The sequence below is a fragment of the Pseudoalteromonas sp. KJ63-1 genome (assembly GCF_055808145.1).
The window spans coordinates 3,018,247-3,037,355 of sequence record NZ_CM147855.1 but is presented as its reverse complement, the minus strand read 5'-3'; the positions used below and the strand labels follow the sequence as shown (position 1 = coordinate 3,037,355).

Sequence of the window (19,109 nt, the reverse complement as noted above, 5' to 3'; positions counted from 1 at the left end):
TAAAAAACGAACACTGTTATTAACAAAAAAGCGGGATATTCCCGCTTTTCTTTTATATAAGAAGTATATGAGTAAATTTAGCTTTATTGACTTAACCCCAGATCTTATTTTGGATGCCATCGAAAGCGTTGATATTTACGCTGAGTCAGGGTTGTTAGCGCTAAATAGCTACGAAAATCGAGTGTATCAATTTGTAGCTGAGGGTGGAAAACGTTACGTTGTTAAGTTTTATCGCCCTGAGCGCTGGAGCAAAGCACAAATTCAAGAGGAGCATGATTTTGCTTTTGAACTGGCAGCCGCAGAAGTACCGGTCGTTGCGCCAATAAAGCATAATGGGCAAAGCTTATTTGAACACCAAGGGTATTTATTTACTTTATTCCCAAGTGTAGGCGGGCGTTTATTTGAAGTCGATAATTTAGATCAGCTTGACGTACTAGGGCGTTTAATTGGTCGCATGCACCAAGTAGCGAAAACGCAGCCCTTTACCCAAAGACCAATCGTTAGCTGCGATGAATACCTGCATACAGCTAAAGTTCATTTACAAAAAAGTAATTTAGTCCCTATGGGGCTAGAGACTTCTTTCTACACTATTTTAGATTTAGTTATCGCCCAAGCGCAGCTGCAATATAAAAATGTAGACAGTATTCGCTTACACGGAGACTGTCATGCTGGTAATATTTTATGGGCTGGGGACGCGCTGATGTTTGTTGATTTAGACGATAGCCGCCAAGGACCTGCAATTCAAGATTTATGGATGATGCTCAGTGGCGATCGACAAACACAGCTGTTACAGTTAGACACTTTAGTGAATGCGTATGAGGAGTTTTGCGATTTTGATCACTCACAACTGAAGCTGATCGAACCGCTTCGCGCCATGCGTATGATTCATTACATGGGGTGGGTTGCAAAACGTTGGAGCGATCCTGCTTTTGTACGGAACTTTTCATGGTTTGCAGATGACAAATACTGGGAGCAACAAATTTTAGCGCTTAAAGAACAGCTTGCAGCTTTGCAAGAAGCCCCGTTAAAATTATTGCCATAATATTTTTATTTAAAAAAGAAGTATAACGAGATATTCATGCTTAAAAAATTAAAACTAAGTTTACTGATCCTATGTTTACCTTTCGCAGCACTAGCTGCCAACTTTGAAGCAGGTAATCAATATACTGTGATTGACGTTGAAAAGAGTAAAACGCCAAACGTAACCGAATTCTTCTCTTTCTATTGCCCGCACTGTTTTAAGTTTGAGCCGGTAGCAAAAGGGATTGCAGAAAACTTACCTGAAGGGGCTGAGTTTGTAAAAAATCATGTTAACTTTTTAGGGGGCGTTTCACCACAAGCACAAAGTAACCTGAGCTTTGCTTACTTAATTGCAAAAAAGCATGGTCAAGCCGAAGCGGTAACAGCGCAAATTTTTAAAAGCATCCATATTCAGCGTGCACCATTAACAGAAATTAAAGACGTTAAGAAGTTATTGGAGCTTAACGCAATTGATAACAGCACATTTGATAATGATATTGCTAGTTTGCCTATCATAGCAGCTGAACGTGCCATGCAAGATAAGCAGAATAAATATTCTGAGCTTGGCGCATTAACTGGCGTACCTACATTTATCGTAAATGACAAATATAAAATCAATATTAATACAATCAAGAGCCAACAAGAACTTGATGAGTTAATTAGCTTTTTACTAGAACTATAATTTTTGGAGCACCATAATAATGATCAAATTAGTTAAAGCAGGGTTGCTTGCTGTAATACTCCCTTTAGCTGCAACCAGTTTTGCTGCCACTTACGAAGAGGGCGTACATTATGATGTCGTCTCTGATCGTGCAACCAGAAAGCCAGAAGTAAAAGAGTTTTTCTCTTTTTACTGCCCTGCATGTAATAACATGGAGCCACTGCTTGCTGAGATCAAACCTAAGCTAGACAAAAACGTAAAGTTCAAGAAAAGCCATGTGGATTTCGTGGGCGTTCGTGACCCAGAACATCAAACCATGATCAGCCAAGCACTAGCTACTGCTGAAGTACTACCGCAAAAAGATAAAATTATTTCAGCAATGTTTGACCACATTCACGCAAAGCGTGCTCGTTTTAATGAGCTTGCAGATGTAAAAGATGTATTTTTAGCGCAAGGTGTAGATGGCGACAAATTTGATAAATTATTTGAAAGCTTCTCGGTACGTACACTGAGCTCTAAAATGAAGCGCGACCAAGATTACTTTAAAGGAAAAGGGGCACTGCGTGGCGTTCCAACATTTATTGTTAATGGTAAATATAAGCTTAACTTAGGTGGCGAGTCAGGTATTTCATCGCCAGAAGATGTAAGTTCACTTATTAACTACTTAGCAAATAAATAAGTAGTTTAGTGAAATAAAAAAGCTCCGAAAGGAGCTTTTTTATTTGGAGAAGAAAATTCATCATGGAAAAAATTTTAATCTCAAGTTGTTTGTTAGGTTTGCCAGTTCGTTATGATGGTAAAGGCCAAATAATATTGCACCCTCAACTTAATTTGTGGCAAAAGCAAAATAGATTAATCGTATTTTGTCCTGAGATTGCTGGTGGTTTACTCGTGCCTAGTGCGCCCGCTGAGATAAAGCAAAATCGAGTTATTACAAATACTGCTGAGGATGTAACAAGTGCATTTGAAGATGGCGCTAATAAAGCATTAGCCCTTTGTAATAAGCATAATATTCGCTTTGCTTTACTAAAAGAGTCTAGTCCTTCGTGTGGCCGTAATACAATTTATGATGGAAGCCATAGTGGGGTGAAAGTAAAAGGCATGGGGCTCACCGCTAAGTTATTGGTAAAGAATCAAGTTAAAGTATTTAGTGAAGAGCAAATACCAGCACTTATCAAGGCGCTGGTATCATAGTATTAGATTTTATTTTTTCTGTAAAAATACACCAGATTCAATATGGTGTGTGTATGGGAATTGATCAAATATTGCAAAGCGCTTAACCTCATGGGTTTGGCATAAGTGATCAAGGTCACGCTCTAACGTATCTGGGTTACATGATATATAAATAATATTCTCATAGTTAGCCACTAAATCACACGTTAGGGTATCCATGCCGGCACGAGGTGGGTCGACTAGAATGGTTTGGCAGTTGTAACTACTAAGGTCAATACCATCTAAGCGAGAGAAAGTACGCTCGCCTTTCATTGCCTGAGTAAACTCTTCGCTCGACATGCGAATAATATCTAAGTTAGTTACTTTGTTTTGAGCAATATTATATTGCGCTGAATGCACAGACGATTTTGATATTTCTGTTGCCAGCACTTTATTAAATGAGCCCGCAAGTGCAATTGAAAAGTTTCCGTTACCACAATACAGCTCTAGTAAATCATTGTTTAGTGGTTTACATAACTCTTGTGCCCACTCTAACATTTTAATATTCACCTTCGCATTAGGCTGAGTAAAGCTATTTTCCACCTGTTGATAGATTAGCTCTTGGCCATTCACCATTAAGCGCTCAGTGACAAAGTCATCGCCCAATTTTTCTTTTTGCTTACGTGCACGGCCAATAAAGTCAATTTTGTACTGGCTACTTAGCTTTTCCTTTAAGGCGTTGATCTCAGTTAACCAGTGTTCATCAAGTGGCTTGTGATAAAGCAAGCTCACTAAAATCTCACCGCTGATGGTCGATAAATAATCTATTTGAAATAATTTACGACGCAGTACTTCACAGCCTTTTAAGTTATCAATCATTACCTGCATAACTTCACCTACTAAAGGAGCAGCAGGGTCAAAGGTATCGACACGTATTTTATCTTTCGTTTGTTGATCAAACATAATATGAAACAGATCGTCGCCATCGTGCCATACTCTAAATTCTGCGCGTTGACGGTAGTTAATAGGCTCAGAGCTAAATACTTCTAACTGTTTTACACCGAAACGTTGAAACTGCTCTGTAATACGCTGCTCTTTTTCATTTAATTGTGCATCGTACTGCGTGGTATCTATATTTATAACTGCCATTAACGGTATAACCTTATCGTTGAGATCTGTTTATCGGCGCTATTGTAGGGAGCGAAGCGTATTTGTCTAGTTTTGATCAAATATAGTGAGCTTTTTTAAGCATTTTACTACAGTATAGGCTTACTTGGCCGATAAAATAGTAAGTCTAAATAGGAGTCTTCTCATGAAAATAGGTAACTTTAGTTTTGTTCCAAACAGCAATGCCAATAAATACAATACTAAGCAAGCAATGCCACAGCCTAAAATAGACTCCCCACCAACTAGCTATCAGCAACGCGGAAAAGAATTGGCAGCGGCCGTATTGGGTGACAAAATGGCAAAAGAATTAGGCTTGCCGGTTGCTGAAGCGAAAAAAGACAAACCATTGTTTGATTTTAATGAAGTAGTCAAAAATGTTTTAGACTTTGTGACCAGCTCAGTAAAAAAAGCCAAAGCCAATGGTGCCGATGATGACAAGCTACAAGATATACTTAACCAGGCACGTAAAGGCGTGCAAACAGGTGTTGATGAAGCTGTAGATGAATTAAAAGGTATGGGCGTATTTAATCAAGAGCTTGAAGAGGGTATTGATAAATCAAAAGAGGGCATCTTCAATGGCCTCGATAAATTTGAGCAGAACTTATTTAATCCTCAGCCGGCAAGCGTAACGGTTAGTCAATCACAATATGTGAGCCTTAGTAACAGCGCTGATTACACTTTTACTACCGCAGAAGGTGATGAAGTGAGTATCAGTTTTGCAGATGCTTACCAATCTCAGTCATCTAGTCGCTATCAGCAAACTGAAAGCTCACAAGCATTTAGTACGCAATTTTCTGAATCTCGCGAGTTATCATTTTCTATGTCAGTAAATGGAGAGCTTAATGAAGACGAGCAGCAAGCTATCAATGATTTAATGACAGAGTTACAAGATGTAAGTAAAACCTTTTTCAGTGGCGATTTAGATAAAGCATTTGAACAAGCCCAAGAACTCAGTTTAGGAAATGAACAGCTGGTGGCATTTTCAATGGACTTACGTCAAAGCAAAACTGTGGCAGCAATTAAAGAGTATGAACAAATTAAGCCAACATCAGAAAAAGCCATTGCCGAAAATGTAGCCCCTTTTAATGATGATCTAAAATCTGCTTACTCGAAAGCGCAAGCACTAGGATTAGAAAGCCAGCTATCAGGTATCATTCAATGGCTAAATCAAGATCAACAAGAAATAGATAAACTGGTTGATTACACTAACACCATGTTTGAAAGCTTAGATAAATTAAACACAGCTACTGCAAAACTAGACGCTGAGTAAAACTACTTTCTTTTATAAAAGCCTCATGGCAAACTGCCGTTCAAAGTAAAGAGTAGGAATGGTAGTTTGTCAGCGCACATCATGGTCTTTGATTCAGGTATTGGTGGAACCACAGTACTTGAGCATATTCAGCAAAGCATTCCTCACGCTCAATACAGTTACTTCATGGATAATGCATTATTGCCCTATGGCGCGCAATCGCAGCAAACTATTATTAATCGTTTGTGTGGACTAATCCAATTTATCAAAGATGAGTCACTCAATGTCGACTTAATTGTTATAGCCTGCAATACCGCCTCAACATCTGCATTAAGTGCGGTACGAAAAATAACAGATATTCCAATTGTAGGAGTTGTACCCGCAGTTAAGCCCGCTGCACAAATAACACAATCAAAACATATCGGATTATTGGCAACCCCTGCTACAGTATCAAGCTCATATATAGATGTACTGATTAAAGAGCATGCCTCATCTATAACCACAAGCTTATATAGTAGTGTTGAATTGGTCACCTTGGCAGAAACATTCTTTTTTACCCAGCGCTTAGACATTGAAAAGCTGCATGCAGAGTTAAGCCGATTAAATATTAATAACGATATAGATGTGCTGGTATTAGGTTGTACTCACTTTCCTATTCTAGCTAAGCCAATAAGTGATTACTTTAAAGCGCGTATAGAGTTGTTAGACTCTGGAGCAGCTATTGCTAAGCGAGTTAGTTCTTTATTAAATTTCAGCGATAATCAAGCAGGCATAAAAAAGCCGCTGCAGTATTATGCAACGGCTGATATATGTAGTGATAAACTAGCCGTTAAGCAAGTTACACTGTTTGATCCGACTCTGAGCGATAAGAGTTAGAATCATCTTCTTGTTTTTGTTTTGCTTCACGTACTTTTAAAGTACGTTGTTGGAACTCACTATCATTTAACTTAGCAATTGCGTTATCCGCGTCAGCTTGGGCCATTTCAACAAAGCCAAAGCCGCGACGTTTGCCAGTATTCTTATCTTTCAATAAACGAACATTAAATACTTTGCCTTGCTCTTCGAACAAAGCACGTACAACACCTTCATTTGCGCGATAAGGAAGATTGCCAACATAAAGTGTTTTTGTTTTTACTTCGGCTTCTTCTGCACTTACTGATGACATTGCAGCAATAACAAGTCCACCAATTAATAAACCAGCACCAAATACTAGTGCAGGGTCTAATGCTAGGCTTGCAAGTGCAAACTTAACGATAACAAAACCAACAACAGCAAGAATAACTGCAAAGATAAAAGATTTTTGATCGGGTAATTTCATTTTGATCTACCAATAAACAGGAAATAAACATTAATTTAACATTGTGAACTTGCTATCTTAACGTCTTAATTGAACATAGCAATGAAATTTATAGTAAATAGTTAATAAGAGTGCAAAAAACGACCTAAAGTAAGCTCTTTCCATACCATTTCAATAGTATTTGCTTGAAAGTTGAGCAAACAGTAAAAAGATCTAAAAAAAGGTTGATCTGTTTTCGGATCTCCCTATAATGCGACCCCACTGAGACGGGGAACGCCAACGCATAGCGAGGCACGAACTGCTCAGAGAGTTAAATAAAACTTAAGTTTAAATCATCGTAAGAAAGTTTAAAATTAAGTGTTGACTCGAAAAATAAAGGGTGTATTATACGCATCCCTAGCGACAACGTCGCAACGTTCTTTAACAATATAAAGCAATCATCTGTGTGGGCACTCGTACAGATTGAGTTCTAACAGCCAAGCTTAGTTTACTAAGTGAGGCAAACAAATTTAGAGTCTCAATTGAAACTGAGTGACCAACAGCAATAACTACTTAGGTAGGAATTGCAGCACAGTCAATTCAATATCGAAAGATATTAAATAAATTCAGAATTCATTGAGCTGTCGAAAGACAAAAAACTTTTTAATTGAAGAGTTTGATCATGGCTCAGATTGAACGCTGGCGGCAGGCCTAACACATGCAAGTCGAGCGGTAACAGAGAGGTGCTTGCACCTTTGCTGACGAGCGGCGGACGGGTGAGTAATGCTTGGGAACATGCCTTGAGGTGGGGGACAACAGTTGGAAACGACTGCTAATACCGCATAATGTCTACGGACCAAAGGGGGCTTCGGCTCTCGCCTTTAGATTGGCCCAAGTGGGATTAGCTAGTTGGTGAGGTAATGGCTCACCAAGGCGACGATCCCTAGCTGGTTTGAGAGGATGATCAGCCACACTGGGACTGAGACACGGCCCAGACTCCTACGGGAGGCAGCAGTGGGGAATATTGCACAATGGGCGCAAGCCTGATGCAGCCATGCCGCGTGTGTGAAGAAGGCCTTCGGGTTGTAAAGCACTTTCAGTCAGGAGGAAAGGTTAGTAGTTAATACCTGCTAGCTGTGACGTTACTGACAGAAGAAGCACCGGCTAACTCCGTGCCAGCAGCCGCGGTAATACGGAGGGTGCGAGCGTTAATCGGAATTACTGGGCGTAAAGCGTACGCAGGCGGTTTGTTAAGCGAGATGTGAAAGCCCCGGGCTCAACCTGGGAACTGCATTTCGAACTGGCAAACTAGAGTGTGATAGAGGGTGGTAGAATTTCAGGTGTAGCGGTGAAATGCGTAGAGATCTGAAGGAATACCGATGGCGAAGGCAGCCACCTGGGTCAACACTGACGCTCATGTACGAAAGCGTGGGGAGCAAACAGGATTAGATACCCTGGTAGTCCACGCCGTAAACGATGTCTACTAGAAGCTCGGAGCCTCGGTTCTGTTTTTCAAAGCTAACGCATTAAGTAGACCGCCTGGGGAGTACGGCCGCAAGGTTAAAACTCAAATGAATTGACGGGGGCCCGCACAAGCGGTGGAGCATGTGGTTTAATTCGATGCAACGCGAAGAACCTTACCTACACTTGACATACAGAGAACTTACCAGAGATGGTTTGGTGCCTTCGGGAACTCTGATACAGGTGCTGCATGGCTGTCGTCAGCTCGTGTTGTGAGATGTTGGGTTAAGTCCCGCAACGAGCGCAACCCCTATCCTTAGTTGCTAGCAGGTAATGCTGAGAACTCTAAGGAGACTGCCGGTGATAAACCGGAGGAAGGTGGGGACGACGTCAAGTCATCATGGCCCTTACGTGTAGGGCTACACACGTGCTACAATGGCGCATACAGAGTGCTGCGAACTCGCGAGAGTAAGCGAATCACTTAAAGTGCGTCGTAGTCCGGATTGGAGTCTGCAACTCGACTCCATGAAGTCGGAATCGCTAGTAATCGCGTATCAGAATGACGCGGTGAATACGTTCCCGGGCCTTGTACACACCGCCCGTCACACCATGGGAGTGGGTTGCTCCAGAAGTAGATAGTCTAACCCTCGGGAGGACGTTTACCACGGAGTGATTCATGACTGGGGTGAAGTCGTAACAAGGTAGCCCTAGGGGAACCTGGGGCTGGATCACCTCCTTATACGATTTAGAACTTATTTGTTCGTAGTGTCCACACAGATGATTGTTAATTGTAAAGAGAACAACACTTATTGTTTGGGTCTGTAGCTCAGCTGGTTAGAGCGCACCCCTGATAAGGGTGAGGTCGGTAGTTCAAATCTACTCAGACCCACCACTTCTTCTTAATACTTCGTTGTAAGCTTCGTTGTTTAGTGAACTAAACGGCCTCAACTTACGCTTTGTCTTAAAAAGAAGTCGGTATACAAACAGTAAGACCAGCATATGTGGGGCTATAGCTCAGCTGGGAGAGCGCCTGCCTTGCACGCAGGAGGTCAGCAGTTCGATCCTGCTTAGCTCCACCACTTTACTTCTTAAAAATAAATATTCTTTTATCGGGTAGCACAATCACCTGAGAATAGAGTGTGTTTAATTTTGAGAAGTTTTTGATTCTCTGCTCTTTAAAAATTTGGAAAAGCTGATAATAAAATTCGTATGAATAACAATGTTATTTGTACAGAGTTTTCAAAAGTAAAAAAGAATGATAGCAGTATCATTCAGTGCCAATTTAATCTTCGGATTAATTGGTATCTACTTTAGTATTCAATATTAACTTCTGGCGAAGTTAAACTGTAACGAAACAAAGACCCGTTTGGGTTGTATGGTTAAGTGACTAAGCGTACACGGTGGATGCCTTGGCAGTTGGAGGCGATGAAGGACGTATTAACTTGCGATAAGCCTAGTCAAGCTAGTAAAAAGCACTTGAGACTAGGATTTCCGAATGGGGAAACCCACCTGCTTGCAGGTATCGTTAACTGAATACATAGGTTAACGAGGCGAACGCGGAGAACTGAAACATCTAAGTACCCGTAGGAAAAGAAATCAACCGAGATTCCGATAGTAGCGGCGAGCGAAATCGGAACAGCCCTTAAGCTTATTATGTGTTAATGGAAGGCTCTGGAAAGTGCCACGATACAGGGTGATAGTCCCGTACATGAAAACGCATTTTAAGTGAAATCGAGTAGGTCGGAGCACGTGAAACTTTGACTGAATATAGGTGGACCATCATCTAAGGCTAAATACTCCCAACTGACCGATAGTGAACCAGTACCGTGAGGGAAAGGCGAAAAGAACCCCTGTGAGGGGAGTGAAATAGAACCTGAAACCGTGTACGTACAAGCAGTAGGAGCCCCTCGAGGGTGACTGCGTACCTTTTGTATAATGGGTCAGCGACTTATATTTTGTAGCGAGGTTAACCGATTAGGGTAGCCGTAGGGAAACCGAGTCTTAACTGGGCGAATAGTTGCAAGGTATAGACCCGAAACCCGGTGATCTAGCCATGGGCAGGTTGAAGGTTGAGTAACATCAACTGGAGGACCGAACCCACTAACGTTGAAAAGTTAGGGGATGACCTGTGGTTAGGAGTGAAAGGCTAATCAAACCGGGAGATAGCTGGTTCTCCCCGAAATCTATTTAGGTAGAGCCTCGGACGAATACTTACGGGGGTAGAGCACTGTTAAGGCTAGGGGGTCATCCCGACTTACCAACCCTTTGCAAACTCCGAATACCGTAAAGTAATATCCGGGAGACACACGGCGGGTGCTAACGTCCGTCGTGAAGAGGGAAACAACCCAGACCGCCAGCTAAGGTCCCAAAGTCATAGTTAAGTGGGAAACGATGTGGAAAGGCCCAGACAGCCAGGAGGTTGGCTTAGAAGCAGCCATCCTTTAAAGAAAGCGTAATAGCTCACTGGTCGAGTCGGTCTGCGCGGAAGATGTAACGGGGCTAAACTATGCACCGAAGCTGCGGATTCAGAATTTATTCTGAGTGGTAGGGGAGCGTTCTGTAAGCGGTTGAAGGTGTACCGGGAGGTATGCTGGACGTATCAGAAGTGCGAATGCTGACATGAGTAACGATAATGCGGGTGAAAAACCCGCACGCCGGAAGACCAAGGGTTCCTATCCCATGTTAATCAGGGTAGGGTAAGTCGACCCCTAAGGCGAGGCCGAAAGGCGTAGTCGATGGGAAACGGATTAATATTTCCGTACTTGGTATAATTGCGATGGGGGGACGGAGCAGGCTAAGCAAGCATGGCGATGGTAGTCCATGTGAAAGTGTGTAGGCTAGCGACTTAGGTAAATCCGGGTTGCTGTTAGGCTGAGACACGAGACGAGTCACCACGGTGATGAAGTTGCTGATGCCATACTTCCAGGAAAAGCCTCTAAGCTTCAGATTATACCGAATCGTACCCCAAACCGACACAGGTGGTCAGGTAGAGAATACTAAGGCGCTTGAGAGAACTCGGGTGAAGGAACTAGGCAAAATCGTACCGTAACTTCGGGAGAAGGTACGCTCCGATTGGTGATGAGACTTGCTCTCTAAGCTGATTGGAGCCGCAGTGACCAGGTGGCTGGGACTGTTTATTAAAAACACAGCACTGTGCAAAATCGCAAGATGACGTATACGGTGTGACACCTGCCCGGTGCCGGAAGGTTAATTGATGGGGTTATCTTCGGAGAAGCTCTTGATCGAAGCCCCGGTAAACGGCGGCCGTAACTATAACGGTCCTAAGGTAGCGAAATTCCTTGTCGGGTAAGTTCCGACCTGCACGAATGGTGTAACCATGGCCACGCTGTCTCCACCCGAGACTCAGTGAAATTGAAATCGCAGTGAAGATGCTGTGTACCCGCGGCTAGACGGAAAGACCCCGTGAACCTTTACTACAGCTTGGCACTGAACATTGAACCTACATGTGTAGGATAGGTGGGAGACTTTGAAGCAGAGACGCTAGTTTTTGTGGAGTCGTCCTTGAAATACCACCCTTGTAGTTTTGATGTTCTAACGTTGGCCCCTGAATCGGGGTTACGGACAGTGCCTGGTGGGTAGTTTGACTGGGGCGGTCTCCTCCCAAAGAGTAACGGAGGAGCACGAAGGTTGGCTAAGTACGGTCGGACATCGTACGGTTAGTGTAATGGTAGAAGCCAGCTTAACTGCGAGACAGACACGTCGAGCAGGTACGAAAGTAGGTCATAGTGATCCGGTGGTTCTGAATGGAAGGGCCATCGCTCAACGGATAAAAGGTACTCCGGGGATAACAGGCTGATACCGCCCAAGAGTTCATATCGACGGCGGTGTTTGGCACCTCGATGTCGGCTCATCACATCCTGGGGCTGAAGTCGGTCCCAAGGGTATGGCTGTTCGCCATTTAAAGTGGTACGCGAGCTGGGTTTAGAACGTCGTGAGACAGTTCGGTCCCTATCTGCCGTGGGCGTTTGAGAATTGAGAGGGGTTGCTCCTAGTACGAGAGGACCGGAGTGAACGAACCGCTGGTGTTCGGGTTGTCATGCCAATGGCATTGCCCGGTAGCTACGTTCGGAACTGATAAGCGCTGAAAGCATCTAAGCGCGAAGCAGGCCTCGAGATGAGTTCTCACTAGACTTTTAAAGTCTCTGAAGGGCCGTTGAAGACTACAACGTTGATAGGCAAGATGTGGAAGTGGTGTGAGCCATTAAGCTAACTTGTACTAATTACCCGTGAGGCTTAACCATACAACGCCAAACGCGTTTTATGTGATAGTGAAACAAGCGAAGAAGTTAATAGACTAAAGTAGATACCTGAAAACTTTTATTATCAGAAATTCCAAATTTTAGTTAGTACGTAGTGATACGGACTGACACCAAATTTGCTTGGTGACAATAGCGTTTTGGACCCACCTGACCCCATGCCGAACTCAGTAGTGAAACGAAACAGCGCCGATGATAGTGTAGCATTTGTTATGTGAAAGTAGGTCATTACCAGGCTCCAAATAAGAGAAAGCCCGATTCGAAAGAGTCGGGCTTTTTTACGTCTGCAGGAAAGTGAAAATATCAGCCGTCAGCTATCAGTTGCACAGCGTTAACCTGACCATCGTAGCGTGGGTTGAATATCTCGAAACCCACGGATAAAAGAACACGACAGAGGATGAGAGTGTAGCATTTGTTATGTGGCTTTCCATCGCTGTGGACACTACGACATTCTGGGCATTGTCGCTCGACTCCAAATACAAGAAAGCCCGATTCGAAAGAGTTGGGCTTTTTTACGTCTGTAGGAGAGTGAAAACATAGGTGTAAGTTTATGGGCATGAAGTTACGGTATAAGGAAATAACTAGTTGGGAAAATTAAGATGTCGCTTTATGTGAATGTACAATCAAGCTTGTGCGTAATTTGATTTATTGCCTAACCAACGTTGAATGAGTGGATCTACATACTGAGGATATTGCTTCAACATCTGTTGCGCTATGGGTCTAACTTGATTTAAGGTTTGTTTATCTCTTGTTAAGTCTGCAATTTTAAATTCTGCTAAGCCGGTTTGTTTGGTGCCAAGAACTTCACCTGGGCCGCGTATTTCTAAGTCACGCTCTGCGATAACAAATCCGTCGTTACTATCGCGCAGTACTCCCAATCGTTTCTGTGCGGTATGTGAAAGCGGTGCATGATATAAAAGCACGCAGTGAGATGCCGTAGCTCCACGGCCTACGCGGCCACGTAGTTGGTGAAGCTGTGCTAAACCTAGGCGCTCAGGGTTTTCGATAATAATTAAACTCGCATTAGGCACATCAACCCCAACTTCGATCACGGTAGTTGCCACAAGTACATGAATGTTACCCGCTTTAAAGTCGCTCATAATGGCTTGCTTTTCAGTGGCTTTCATTCGCCCGTGGACTAAGCCAATATTAAGCTCAGGTAATGCTTCTTTTAATTGTAATGCACTGTCTTCAGCTGCTTGGCATTGTAGTACTTCAGACTCGTCTATCAGTGTACATACCCAGTAAACTTGCCGGCCTTGCTCGTTACAGGCAAGTTTTACGCGACTAATAATGTCATCTCGACGAGTATCTGGAATAGCAACTGTAGTGATAGGAGTTCGCCCAGGCGGTAATTCGTCAATCACCGAGGTTTCTAAGTCTGCATAGGCGGTCATTGCGAGCGTACGCGGTATTGGCGTTGCTGTCATTACTAGTTGATGTGGGTAACACTCAGCAAAGCGGCCTTTTTCACGCAGTGATAAACGTTGATGAACTCCAAAGCGGTGTTGTTCATCAATAATGATAAGTACAAGATTATTAAATTTTACTTCATCTTGAAATAACGCATGAGTGCCAATAATCATTTGCGCTTCACCAGAGGCGATCATTGCAAGTGTACTTACGCGCTCTTTACCTTTTGTTTTACCACCTAACCAAGCAACCGTTATTCCAAGGCTTTCAAACCAGCTAGAAAAGTTGATTCCGTGTTGCTCTGACAATATCTCAGTTGGCGCCATTAATGCAACTTGATAGCCTCGTGCTATTGCGGTTAAAGCGCTCAGGGCCGCAACTAATGTTTTACCCGAGCCAACATCGCCTTGAACTAATCGCATCATAGGGTACGCATTTTGTAAATCCGCTTTAATTTCTGATACCACACGACTTTGTGCGTTGGTTGGCGCAAAGGGTAATTGCGCCAAAAACTGTCCCTCTAATGAATTGGTAGGCTCAAGTGCAACGGCTTTAACTTGCTGCCCCTGTTCTCTTACTTTTAATAAACTGAGATTTTGAGCCAGTAATTCTTCAAATACGAGTCGCTGCTGTGCTGGGTGAGTCCCTTGTTCAAGCGCAATGATATCAACGTCATTAGGGGGGCGGTGTAGTAATAATAACGCATCGCTTAACCCAAGTTGTGATGGTTGCCATTGTTGGGGAAGTAGCTCTTCTACTGCATATTTTTGAAGTAATTCTATTGCCTGTTCACTCAAAGCCCTAATAGAGAGTTGCTTTAACCCCTCGGTTGTTGAATAGACTGGCGTAAGTGTTGATGATGTTGGTTGTTGTTCAAAAGTGTCGCTAATACTGTATTCAGGATGACTCATTTCAAAGCCAATACGTACGCGACGTATTTCGCCAAAGCAACGAATTATTTTGCCTGTGCTAAATGCATTTTTTTGTGCTGCGGTAAAATTAAAAAATCGTAGTGTTAACCTACCTGTACCATCATTTATTTGGCAAACCAGCATGCGCCGCTTTCCAAAGGTTATTTGACTGGTTTCAATGGTTGCTTGAACAGTTACGTGGCTATGAGGGGTCAACTCACTAATTGTATAAATACGGGTTCTGTCTTCATACCTAAGCGGCAAATGAAATAGCATGTCCTGTACTGTACTAATACCTAGCTTTAAAAGCCGTTCAGCCATTTTAGGACCAACGCCTTTAAGTTCTGTGATTGGGTATTGGCTTAAGCTAGGTTTAGACAATGTAGGCTCAATTATTATTAGTTAATAAGTTAAGTGTACTGATACACTGTATATGCATCAAGTATGTTTTAACGCCTGCCAAAACTGTTCATCAGCAACAATTTCGCCGTTTTCATCAAGCGCTGGGTAAGGTAGGTTTTTTTGTTTGCATTGCCTTGCAATAATTGGGTGGCAGCCTTCAAAGTACATTGGGTGCTTAATTTCTTCACTCAGCATATTTCTATTGTATAAACCAGCTAGATCACGTTGACGCTGCGCCTCAAATAAAATTAGGGCTGCTGCAACGGATACGTTTAACGATTGCACCATGCCTTGCATTGGAATAATAATGTTTTGATCTGCATACTCTAAGGCTTGTGGAGAAATCCCCGTTTTTTCTTGGCCGACAATAATTGCAGTCGGTTTGGTGTAATCAATTTCTCTAAAGTCGACAGCATCTTCACTTAAATGCGTCGCTAAAATTTGTACATCAGGATTATGAGTACGCATACTCGCAACGGCATCATCTATATTTCTGTGAAGATGTGTGTCTAACCAGTTTTTACTGCCACCTGAGGTATTATTGGTTAACCACTTTTGTTTTTCTGGCCACACGGCATGCACATGATGGCAACCAACGGCATCGGCCGTTCTAACAATAGCTGATAAGTTATGGTGTTTGTGTACGTCTTCTAAGCACACGGTAAGGTCGGTTTGACGACGTGAAAGTACACTTTCAATTCTTTGGTAACGAGTTTGCTGCATGGGAGTCCTCTTTTTCGGCAAATTATACGAGATTTTTCACCTTAAGGCACCACTGTTCGACTAATCGGGTTTTGTAATGAGATCAGGGTTTCGGTTGATTGAATGGCTTCTATTGCCTGTATTTTATTGATTAATACATCTTGTAAATGATCGATAGAGCGAGTCATTACTTTAATAAAAATACTGTAATTACCAGTGGTGTAATATGCTTCGACCACTTCCTCTAATGATTCTAATTTTATAAGTGTTTGCGGATAATCGCGCGCGTTGTTCAAATTAATACCAATAAAACAACACACATCGTAACCTAATTGCTTTGTATTAATGGTTAGTTGAGTACCTGTGATGATCCCTGCATGTTTCATTTTTTCGATTCGCACATGAATTGTTCCTGCGCTTACACTAAAGCGTTTTGCTAATTCAGCATAAGGTGTACGCGCATTATCCATTAATGCATGCAGAATCTGTTTATCAAGATTATCGATTTGATAATTTTCCATAGATTTAACCGTCTTTAATTATGGTATTAATTATTTTTATACCATTTTTTTAATGGTTTTAATATCGTAAAGCTATTTTTATTATGGGATATTGAATTAAATGGTTTAATTGTTACGATAACCTCATTGAAGCGTAATTGTGCGCTAAGTAGTAAATACAATAACTGGGAATGAGGCCAATTATTATGAGTTCACATTATGTGCAGCAGCAGCAGCAAATAAGTAAAGTTAAGCAGTTCTTTTCGCAGCAATTAGAACAAAAGCTGGGCTTAATTGAAGTTCAAGCGCCTATTTTAGCTAAAGTAGGCGACGGTACACAGGATAACTTAAGTGGGCACGAGAACGCCGTGGCTGTAAATATTAAAGCAATTGCAGATAGCCGTTACGAAGTGGTGCATTCTCTTGCTAAGTGGAAGCGTAAAACCTTGGGTGAATATGGCTTTTTACAAGGTGAGGGGATTTATACGCAAATGAAAGCGTTGCGACCTGATGAAGATTCATTAAGCCCAATCCATTCTGTTTATGTTGATCAATGGGATTGGGAGCAAGTTATTTGTGAAAGTACGCAGCGTTCTTTATCTACCCTTAAACAAACGGTTGAAACAATTTACCAAGGTATTAAAGCCACTGAGCAATATGTTAGTGACAGCTTTGGCTTAAGCGCATTTTTACCAACTCAAATTACTTTTGTACACAGTGAAGAACTACGTAAAATGTACCCTGATTTTAGCGCTAAGCAACGTGAGAAAGCGATTGCTCAAGAATATGGTGCTGTGTTTTTAATTGGTATTGGCGGAGCATTAAGTGATGGTAAAATTCATGATGTGAGAGCGCCAGATTACGACGATTGGTCAACACCAACATGTGATCAGTATATGGGATTAAATGGCGATATTTTAGTATGGAATCCAATTCTTGAAGATGCTTTCGAAATATCATCTATGGGAATTCGAGTGAGTCCTGAAGTTTTGCAAGCTCAATTGGGAATTACCGGTGACGAAGACCGTTTAGAGTTTGATTGGCATAAAGCATTGTTAGAAAGTAAATTTCCTCAAACAATTGGTGGTGGTATTGGTCAGTCTCGCTTGGCTATGCTGTTATTACAAAAACAACACATAGGGCAAGTGCAGGTAGGTGTGTGGCCAGCACAAACCTATGACAGTGTAGACGGCTTACTATAAAGAATAAGGGGCTGTTACTAACAGCTCCTTATAATTAAGTTTTAAATTCAATTTCTATTTTATTGTTTTCTAACTTAACATTACTTGGTGGAAAGTTACGAGTTGTTTTAAGTAACTTGTTGAATATATGGATTTCCACTCCAGAATGTAAAACGGTATTTACGGTTAAAATGGCTTCATCGAGCATGGTATTTAGTTTTTGCTCTAAACTCGCTATCTGCTTTTCTAGTTGTTCAGCTTGTTGACTATGATGTATCTGAGTTGATCCAATTTTATTCATGAGCTCGCTTTTTTTATCAGCATCTTTAATTAAATCTGCTTTTTCTAATGCAGCTTGTAAGCTATCAACCTGTTCATTTGCAGCTGTTAATTCACTAAAATATTTATCAATATCTTTGGTCATTTGAGTAGCTGAAGCGGCTAAATTAATTGCCATTTTAGCCCCTGATTCGTTACCAATTTCTCCGGCAATTAGTTTGGTGGCATCTAAAATTTCACCTCCAAATAACTTTCCTTTAGGTAGTTCTGATTGACCAATTTGAATTATATTTTTTGCTTTCATTGAGCTGTGGCTGGCTTGGCGGTCAAGCAATATGCTGTTAGCTTCAATGTAGCAATATTGAGAGTGTGAGGCATGCACATCACCTGCACAAATTATTCTGCAAGACAGTGATTTATCTTCAGGCTTTTGATGGCCAATCACCCCTTGTTTTACAACTATATCGCCACCGGCGGTTAACTCTCCAGATTCTACTGTACCAAAAACGGTAATGTCGCCTGTTGTATTTATCCTCATTCCTGGCTCTACATTTTTACTAACTATTACACTACCTTCAAAGTCGATATGGCCTGTTTTTACAGACACATCGTTAACAGTGAAAATATCGTCAACACGCATTCCGTTATTTATTTCAACAGGCACGCCGGCAATAGTTGAGAGTAATTCCATCGGGTTATTTTTTGATATTTCAGTACCCTCACCTGCAATTAGGGCATGAACTTGCCCTGGTTTGGCTGGTAAAACATCACCTATCACGGTAAACCCTTCTTGACCAGGAGTCGCAGGTTGCTGCTGGATTAGTAATTCACCCGGTTTAACACTTGCCAATTTACCAAAATCACGCATATCAACACTACCATCTTCTTTTAATTTGGGTGCTTTAAGGCGGTCTTTTAAGGTTTTAACCATGGCTTTAAATTTACTATCTTGGCCGTCAGTAGGTAAACGTCCTTTAGCAAGTGGCCCGCTAACTACAGAGCCAGGTGGAAGCTCAAATTGCTTTTGTAAAAGCTGCTCTAAAAATGCTTGTTTATAACCTCTAGCAACATGCGCTTTCACTAATTCTTTTTTAGCTTCATCAAAACTGAGTGTTGCGCCACCTTTGGCGAGAGTCAGCGTGCCGGTGGCTAGCATTTTATCATCACTGATCTCAACGCTTAAGGTTGCATCGTGGCGTGTTGCAACAACTAAGATTCGTTCAGGTGTTTCACTGTTGAAATAGTTATTTATGGCGTCATGATCGATTTCACACTCGCTGTAAGGCGATTGTTCAATTGCATCAATGATAAAAGCAGCACTGGTGGGTGCAGATTTACTCGTATCGAGTAATACATTGCCATTATGAGCAAGCTTAAACACAAGTTATCCTTTTCTACTACAAAAGTAAGGTTTAATAAAATAACGTGATTACAGAGTGCTAGAAATTTAGTTTTGAG

At 41.9% G+C, this 19,109-nt stretch carries 13 protein-coding genes, 2 tRNA genes and 3 rRNA genes; 12 read left to right on the top strand and 6 right to left on the bottom strand.

Features of this window, described 5'->3' with window-relative positions; all coding sequences use genetic code 11:
* Positions 1-67 precede the first annotated feature (67 nt).
* From AC0L7Q_RS14455 to AC0L7Q_RS14440, 4 genes are all read left to right on the top strand, one after another.
* Entirely contained in the window at positions 68-1,042 is a 975-nt protein-coding gene (locus tag AC0L7Q_RS14455) for a serine/threonine protein kinase (protein ID WP_055013406.1), read from the top strand.
* A 36-nt stretch (positions 1,043-1,078) separates the two neighbouring features.
* On the top strand, positions 1,079-1,702 hold the full coding sequence (locus tag AC0L7Q_RS14450; RefSeq protein ID WP_138596725.1) for a thiol:disulfide interchange protein DsbA/DsbL: 624 nt from the start codon (positions 1,079-1,081) through the stop codon (positions 1,700-1,702).
* Positions 1,703-1,721: 19 nt separating this feature from the next.
* Entirely contained in the window at positions 1,722-2,360 is a 639-nt protein-coding gene (locus AC0L7Q_RS14445; protein ID WP_413400894.1) for a thiol:disulfide interchange protein DsbA/DsbL, read from the top strand.
* Between the two features lie 62 nt (positions 2,361-2,422).
* The gene (locus AC0L7Q_RS14440) at positions 2,423-2,875 is read left to right on the top strand and encodes a 2-thiouracil desulfurase family protein (protein ID WP_409424068.1); all 453 of its coding nucleotides are present in this window, start codon (positions 2,423-2,425) and stop codon (positions 2,873-2,875) included.
* Between the two features lie 9 nt (positions 2,876-2,884).
* On the opposite strand, the gene trmA is transcribed toward AC0L7Q_RS14440, so the two are convergent.
* A complete protein-coding gene (trmA, locus tag AC0L7Q_RS14435) occupies positions 2,885-3,982 on the bottom strand; it encodes a tRNA (uridine(54)-C5)-methyltransferase TrmA (RefSeq protein WP_413400893.1) in 1,098 nt (365 codons plus the stop codon).
* Positions 3,983-4,145: 163 nt separating this feature from the next.
* On the opposite strand from trmA, the gene AC0L7Q_RS14430 reads away from it, so the two are divergent.
* Positions 4,146-5,270 carry a DUF5610 domain-containing protein gene (locus AC0L7Q_RS14430; RefSeq protein ID WP_413400892.1) on the top strand — a complete coding sequence of 375 codons (1,125 nt, stop codon included), beginning with the start codon at positions 4,146-4,148 and terminating at the stop codon, positions 5,268-5,270.
* A gap of 66 nt (positions 5,271-5,336) precedes the next feature.
* Positions 5,337-6,125 carry a glutamate racemase gene (gene murI / locus AC0L7Q_RS14425; protein ID WP_413400891.1) on the top strand — a complete coding sequence of 263 codons (789 nt, stop codon included), beginning with the start codon at positions 5,337-5,339 and terminating at the stop codon, positions 6,123-6,125.
* Here murI and AC0L7Q_RS14420 read toward each other — a convergent pair.
* Positions 6,088-6,567: an RNA recognition motif domain-containing protein gene (locus AC0L7Q_RS14420; protein ID WP_413400890.1), complete on the bottom strand. Its 480-nt coding sequence runs from the start codon at positions 6,565-6,567 to the stop codon at positions 6,088-6,090. The genes murI and AC0L7Q_RS14420 overlap by 38 nt on opposite strands.
* 622 nt (positions 6,568-7,189) lie before the next feature.
* On the opposite strand from AC0L7Q_RS14420, the gene AC0L7Q_RS14415 reads away from it, so the two are divergent.
* The 5 genes from AC0L7Q_RS14415 (at position 7,190) to rrf (ending at position 12,500) form a co-directional block, all read left to right on the top strand.
* Positions 7,190-8,725: ribosomal RNA gene (locus AC0L7Q_RS14415) — 16S ribosomal RNA — on the top strand.
* 76 nt (positions 8,726-8,801) lie between these two features.
* Positions 8,802-8,878, top strand: a tRNA-Ile gene (locus tag AC0L7Q_RS14410).
* A gap of 111 nt (positions 8,879-8,989) precedes the next feature.
* Positions 8,990-9,065, top strand: a tRNA-Ala gene (locus AC0L7Q_RS14405).
* 298 nt (positions 9,066-9,363) lie between these two features.
* Positions 9,364-12,248 (top strand): 23S ribosomal RNA (locus AC0L7Q_RS14400).
* Positions 12,249-12,385: 137 nt separating this feature from the next.
* Positions 12,386-12,500 (top strand): 5S ribosomal RNA (gene rrf, locus AC0L7Q_RS14395).
* The 16S, 23S and 5S rRNA genes sit together here with 2 tRNA genes alongside, the layout of an rRNA operon.
* 386 nt (positions 12,501-12,886) lie before the next feature.
* Here the strand turns inward: rrf and recG are convergent.
* Genes recG through asnC form a run of 3 tightly spaced genes read right to left on the bottom strand, consistent with a single transcriptional unit; the run spans position 12,887 to position 16,212 of the window.
* On the bottom strand, positions 12,887-14,968 hold the full coding sequence (gene recG / locus AC0L7Q_RS14390) for an ATP-dependent DNA helicase RecG (RefSeq protein WP_413400889.1): 2,082 nt from the start codon (positions 14,966-14,968) through the stop codon (positions 12,887-12,889).
* A gap of 57 nt (positions 14,969-15,025) precedes the next feature.
* Positions 15,026-15,712 (bottom strand): tRNA (guanosine(18)-2'-O)-methyltransferase TrmH, encoded by a 687-nt coding sequence (gene trmH, locus AC0L7Q_RS14385; RefSeq protein ID WP_054202951.1) that lies wholly within the window; start codon positions 15,710-15,712, stop codon positions 15,026-15,028.
* A gap of 41 nt (positions 15,713-15,753) precedes the next feature.
* Positions 15,754-16,212 (bottom strand): transcriptional regulator AsnC, encoded by a 459-nt coding sequence (asnC, locus tag AC0L7Q_RS14380; protein WP_008108204.1) that lies wholly within the window; start codon positions 16,210-16,212, stop codon positions 15,754-15,756.
* Between the two features lie 185 nt (positions 16,213-16,397).
* On the opposite strand from asnC, the gene asnA reads away from it, so the two are divergent.
* Positions 16,398-17,393: an aspartate--ammonia ligase gene (gene asnA, locus AC0L7Q_RS14375; protein ID WP_413400888.1), complete on the top strand. Its 996-nt coding sequence runs from the start codon at positions 16,398-16,400 to the stop codon at positions 17,391-17,393.
* Between the two features lie 34 nt (positions 17,394-17,427).
* On the opposite strand, the gene AC0L7Q_RS14370 is transcribed toward asnA, so the two are convergent.
* Entirely contained in the window at positions 17,428-19,032 is a 1,605-nt protein-coding gene (locus AC0L7Q_RS14370) for a DUF342 domain-containing protein (protein WP_409424059.1), read from the bottom strand.
* Between the last annotated feature and the right edge of the window lie 77 nt (positions 19,033-19,109).

What these genes read in the sequence shown, in the direction of transcription:
- AC0L7Q_RS14455 (WP_055013406.1), top strand. Translation starts at nt 68, where the DNA reads ATGAGTAAATTTAGCTTTATTGACTTAACCCCAGATCTTATTTTGGAT.
- AC0L7Q_RS14450 (WP_138596725.1), top strand. Translation starts at nt 1,079, where the DNA reads ATGCTTAAAAAATTAAAACTAAGTTTACTGATCCTATGTTTACCTTTC.
- AC0L7Q_RS14445 (WP_413400894.1), top strand. Translation starts at nt 1,722, where the DNA reads ATGATCAAATTAGTTAAAGCAGGGTTGCTTGCTGTAATACTCCCTTTA.
- AC0L7Q_RS14440 (WP_409424068.1), top strand. Translation starts at nt 2,423, where the DNA reads ATGGAAAAAATTTTAATCTCAAGTTGTTTGTTAGGTTTGCCAGTTCGT.
- trmA (WP_413400893.1), bottom strand. Translation starts at nt 3,982, where the DNA reads ATGGCAGTTATAAATATAGATACCACGCAGTACGATGCACAATTAAAT.
- AC0L7Q_RS14430 (WP_413400892.1), top strand. Translation starts at nt 4,146, where the DNA reads ATGAAAATAGGTAACTTTAGTTTTGTTCCAAACAGCAATGCCAATAAA.
- AC0L7Q_RS14420 (WP_413400890.1), bottom strand. Translation starts at nt 6,567, where the DNA reads ATGAAATTACCCGATCAAAAATCTTTTATCTTTGCAGTTATTCTTGCT.
- trmH (WP_054202951.1), bottom strand. Translation starts at nt 15,712, where the DNA reads ATGCAGCAAACTCGTTACCAAAGAATTGAAAGTGTACTTTCACGTCGT.
- asnC (WP_008108204.1), bottom strand. Translation starts at nt 16,212, where the DNA reads ATGGAAAATTATCAAATCGATAATCTTGATAAACAGATTCTGCATGCA.
- asnA (WP_413400888.1), top strand. Translation starts at nt 16,398, where the DNA reads ATGAGTTCACATTATGTGCAGCAGCAGCAGCAAATAAGTAAAGTTAAG.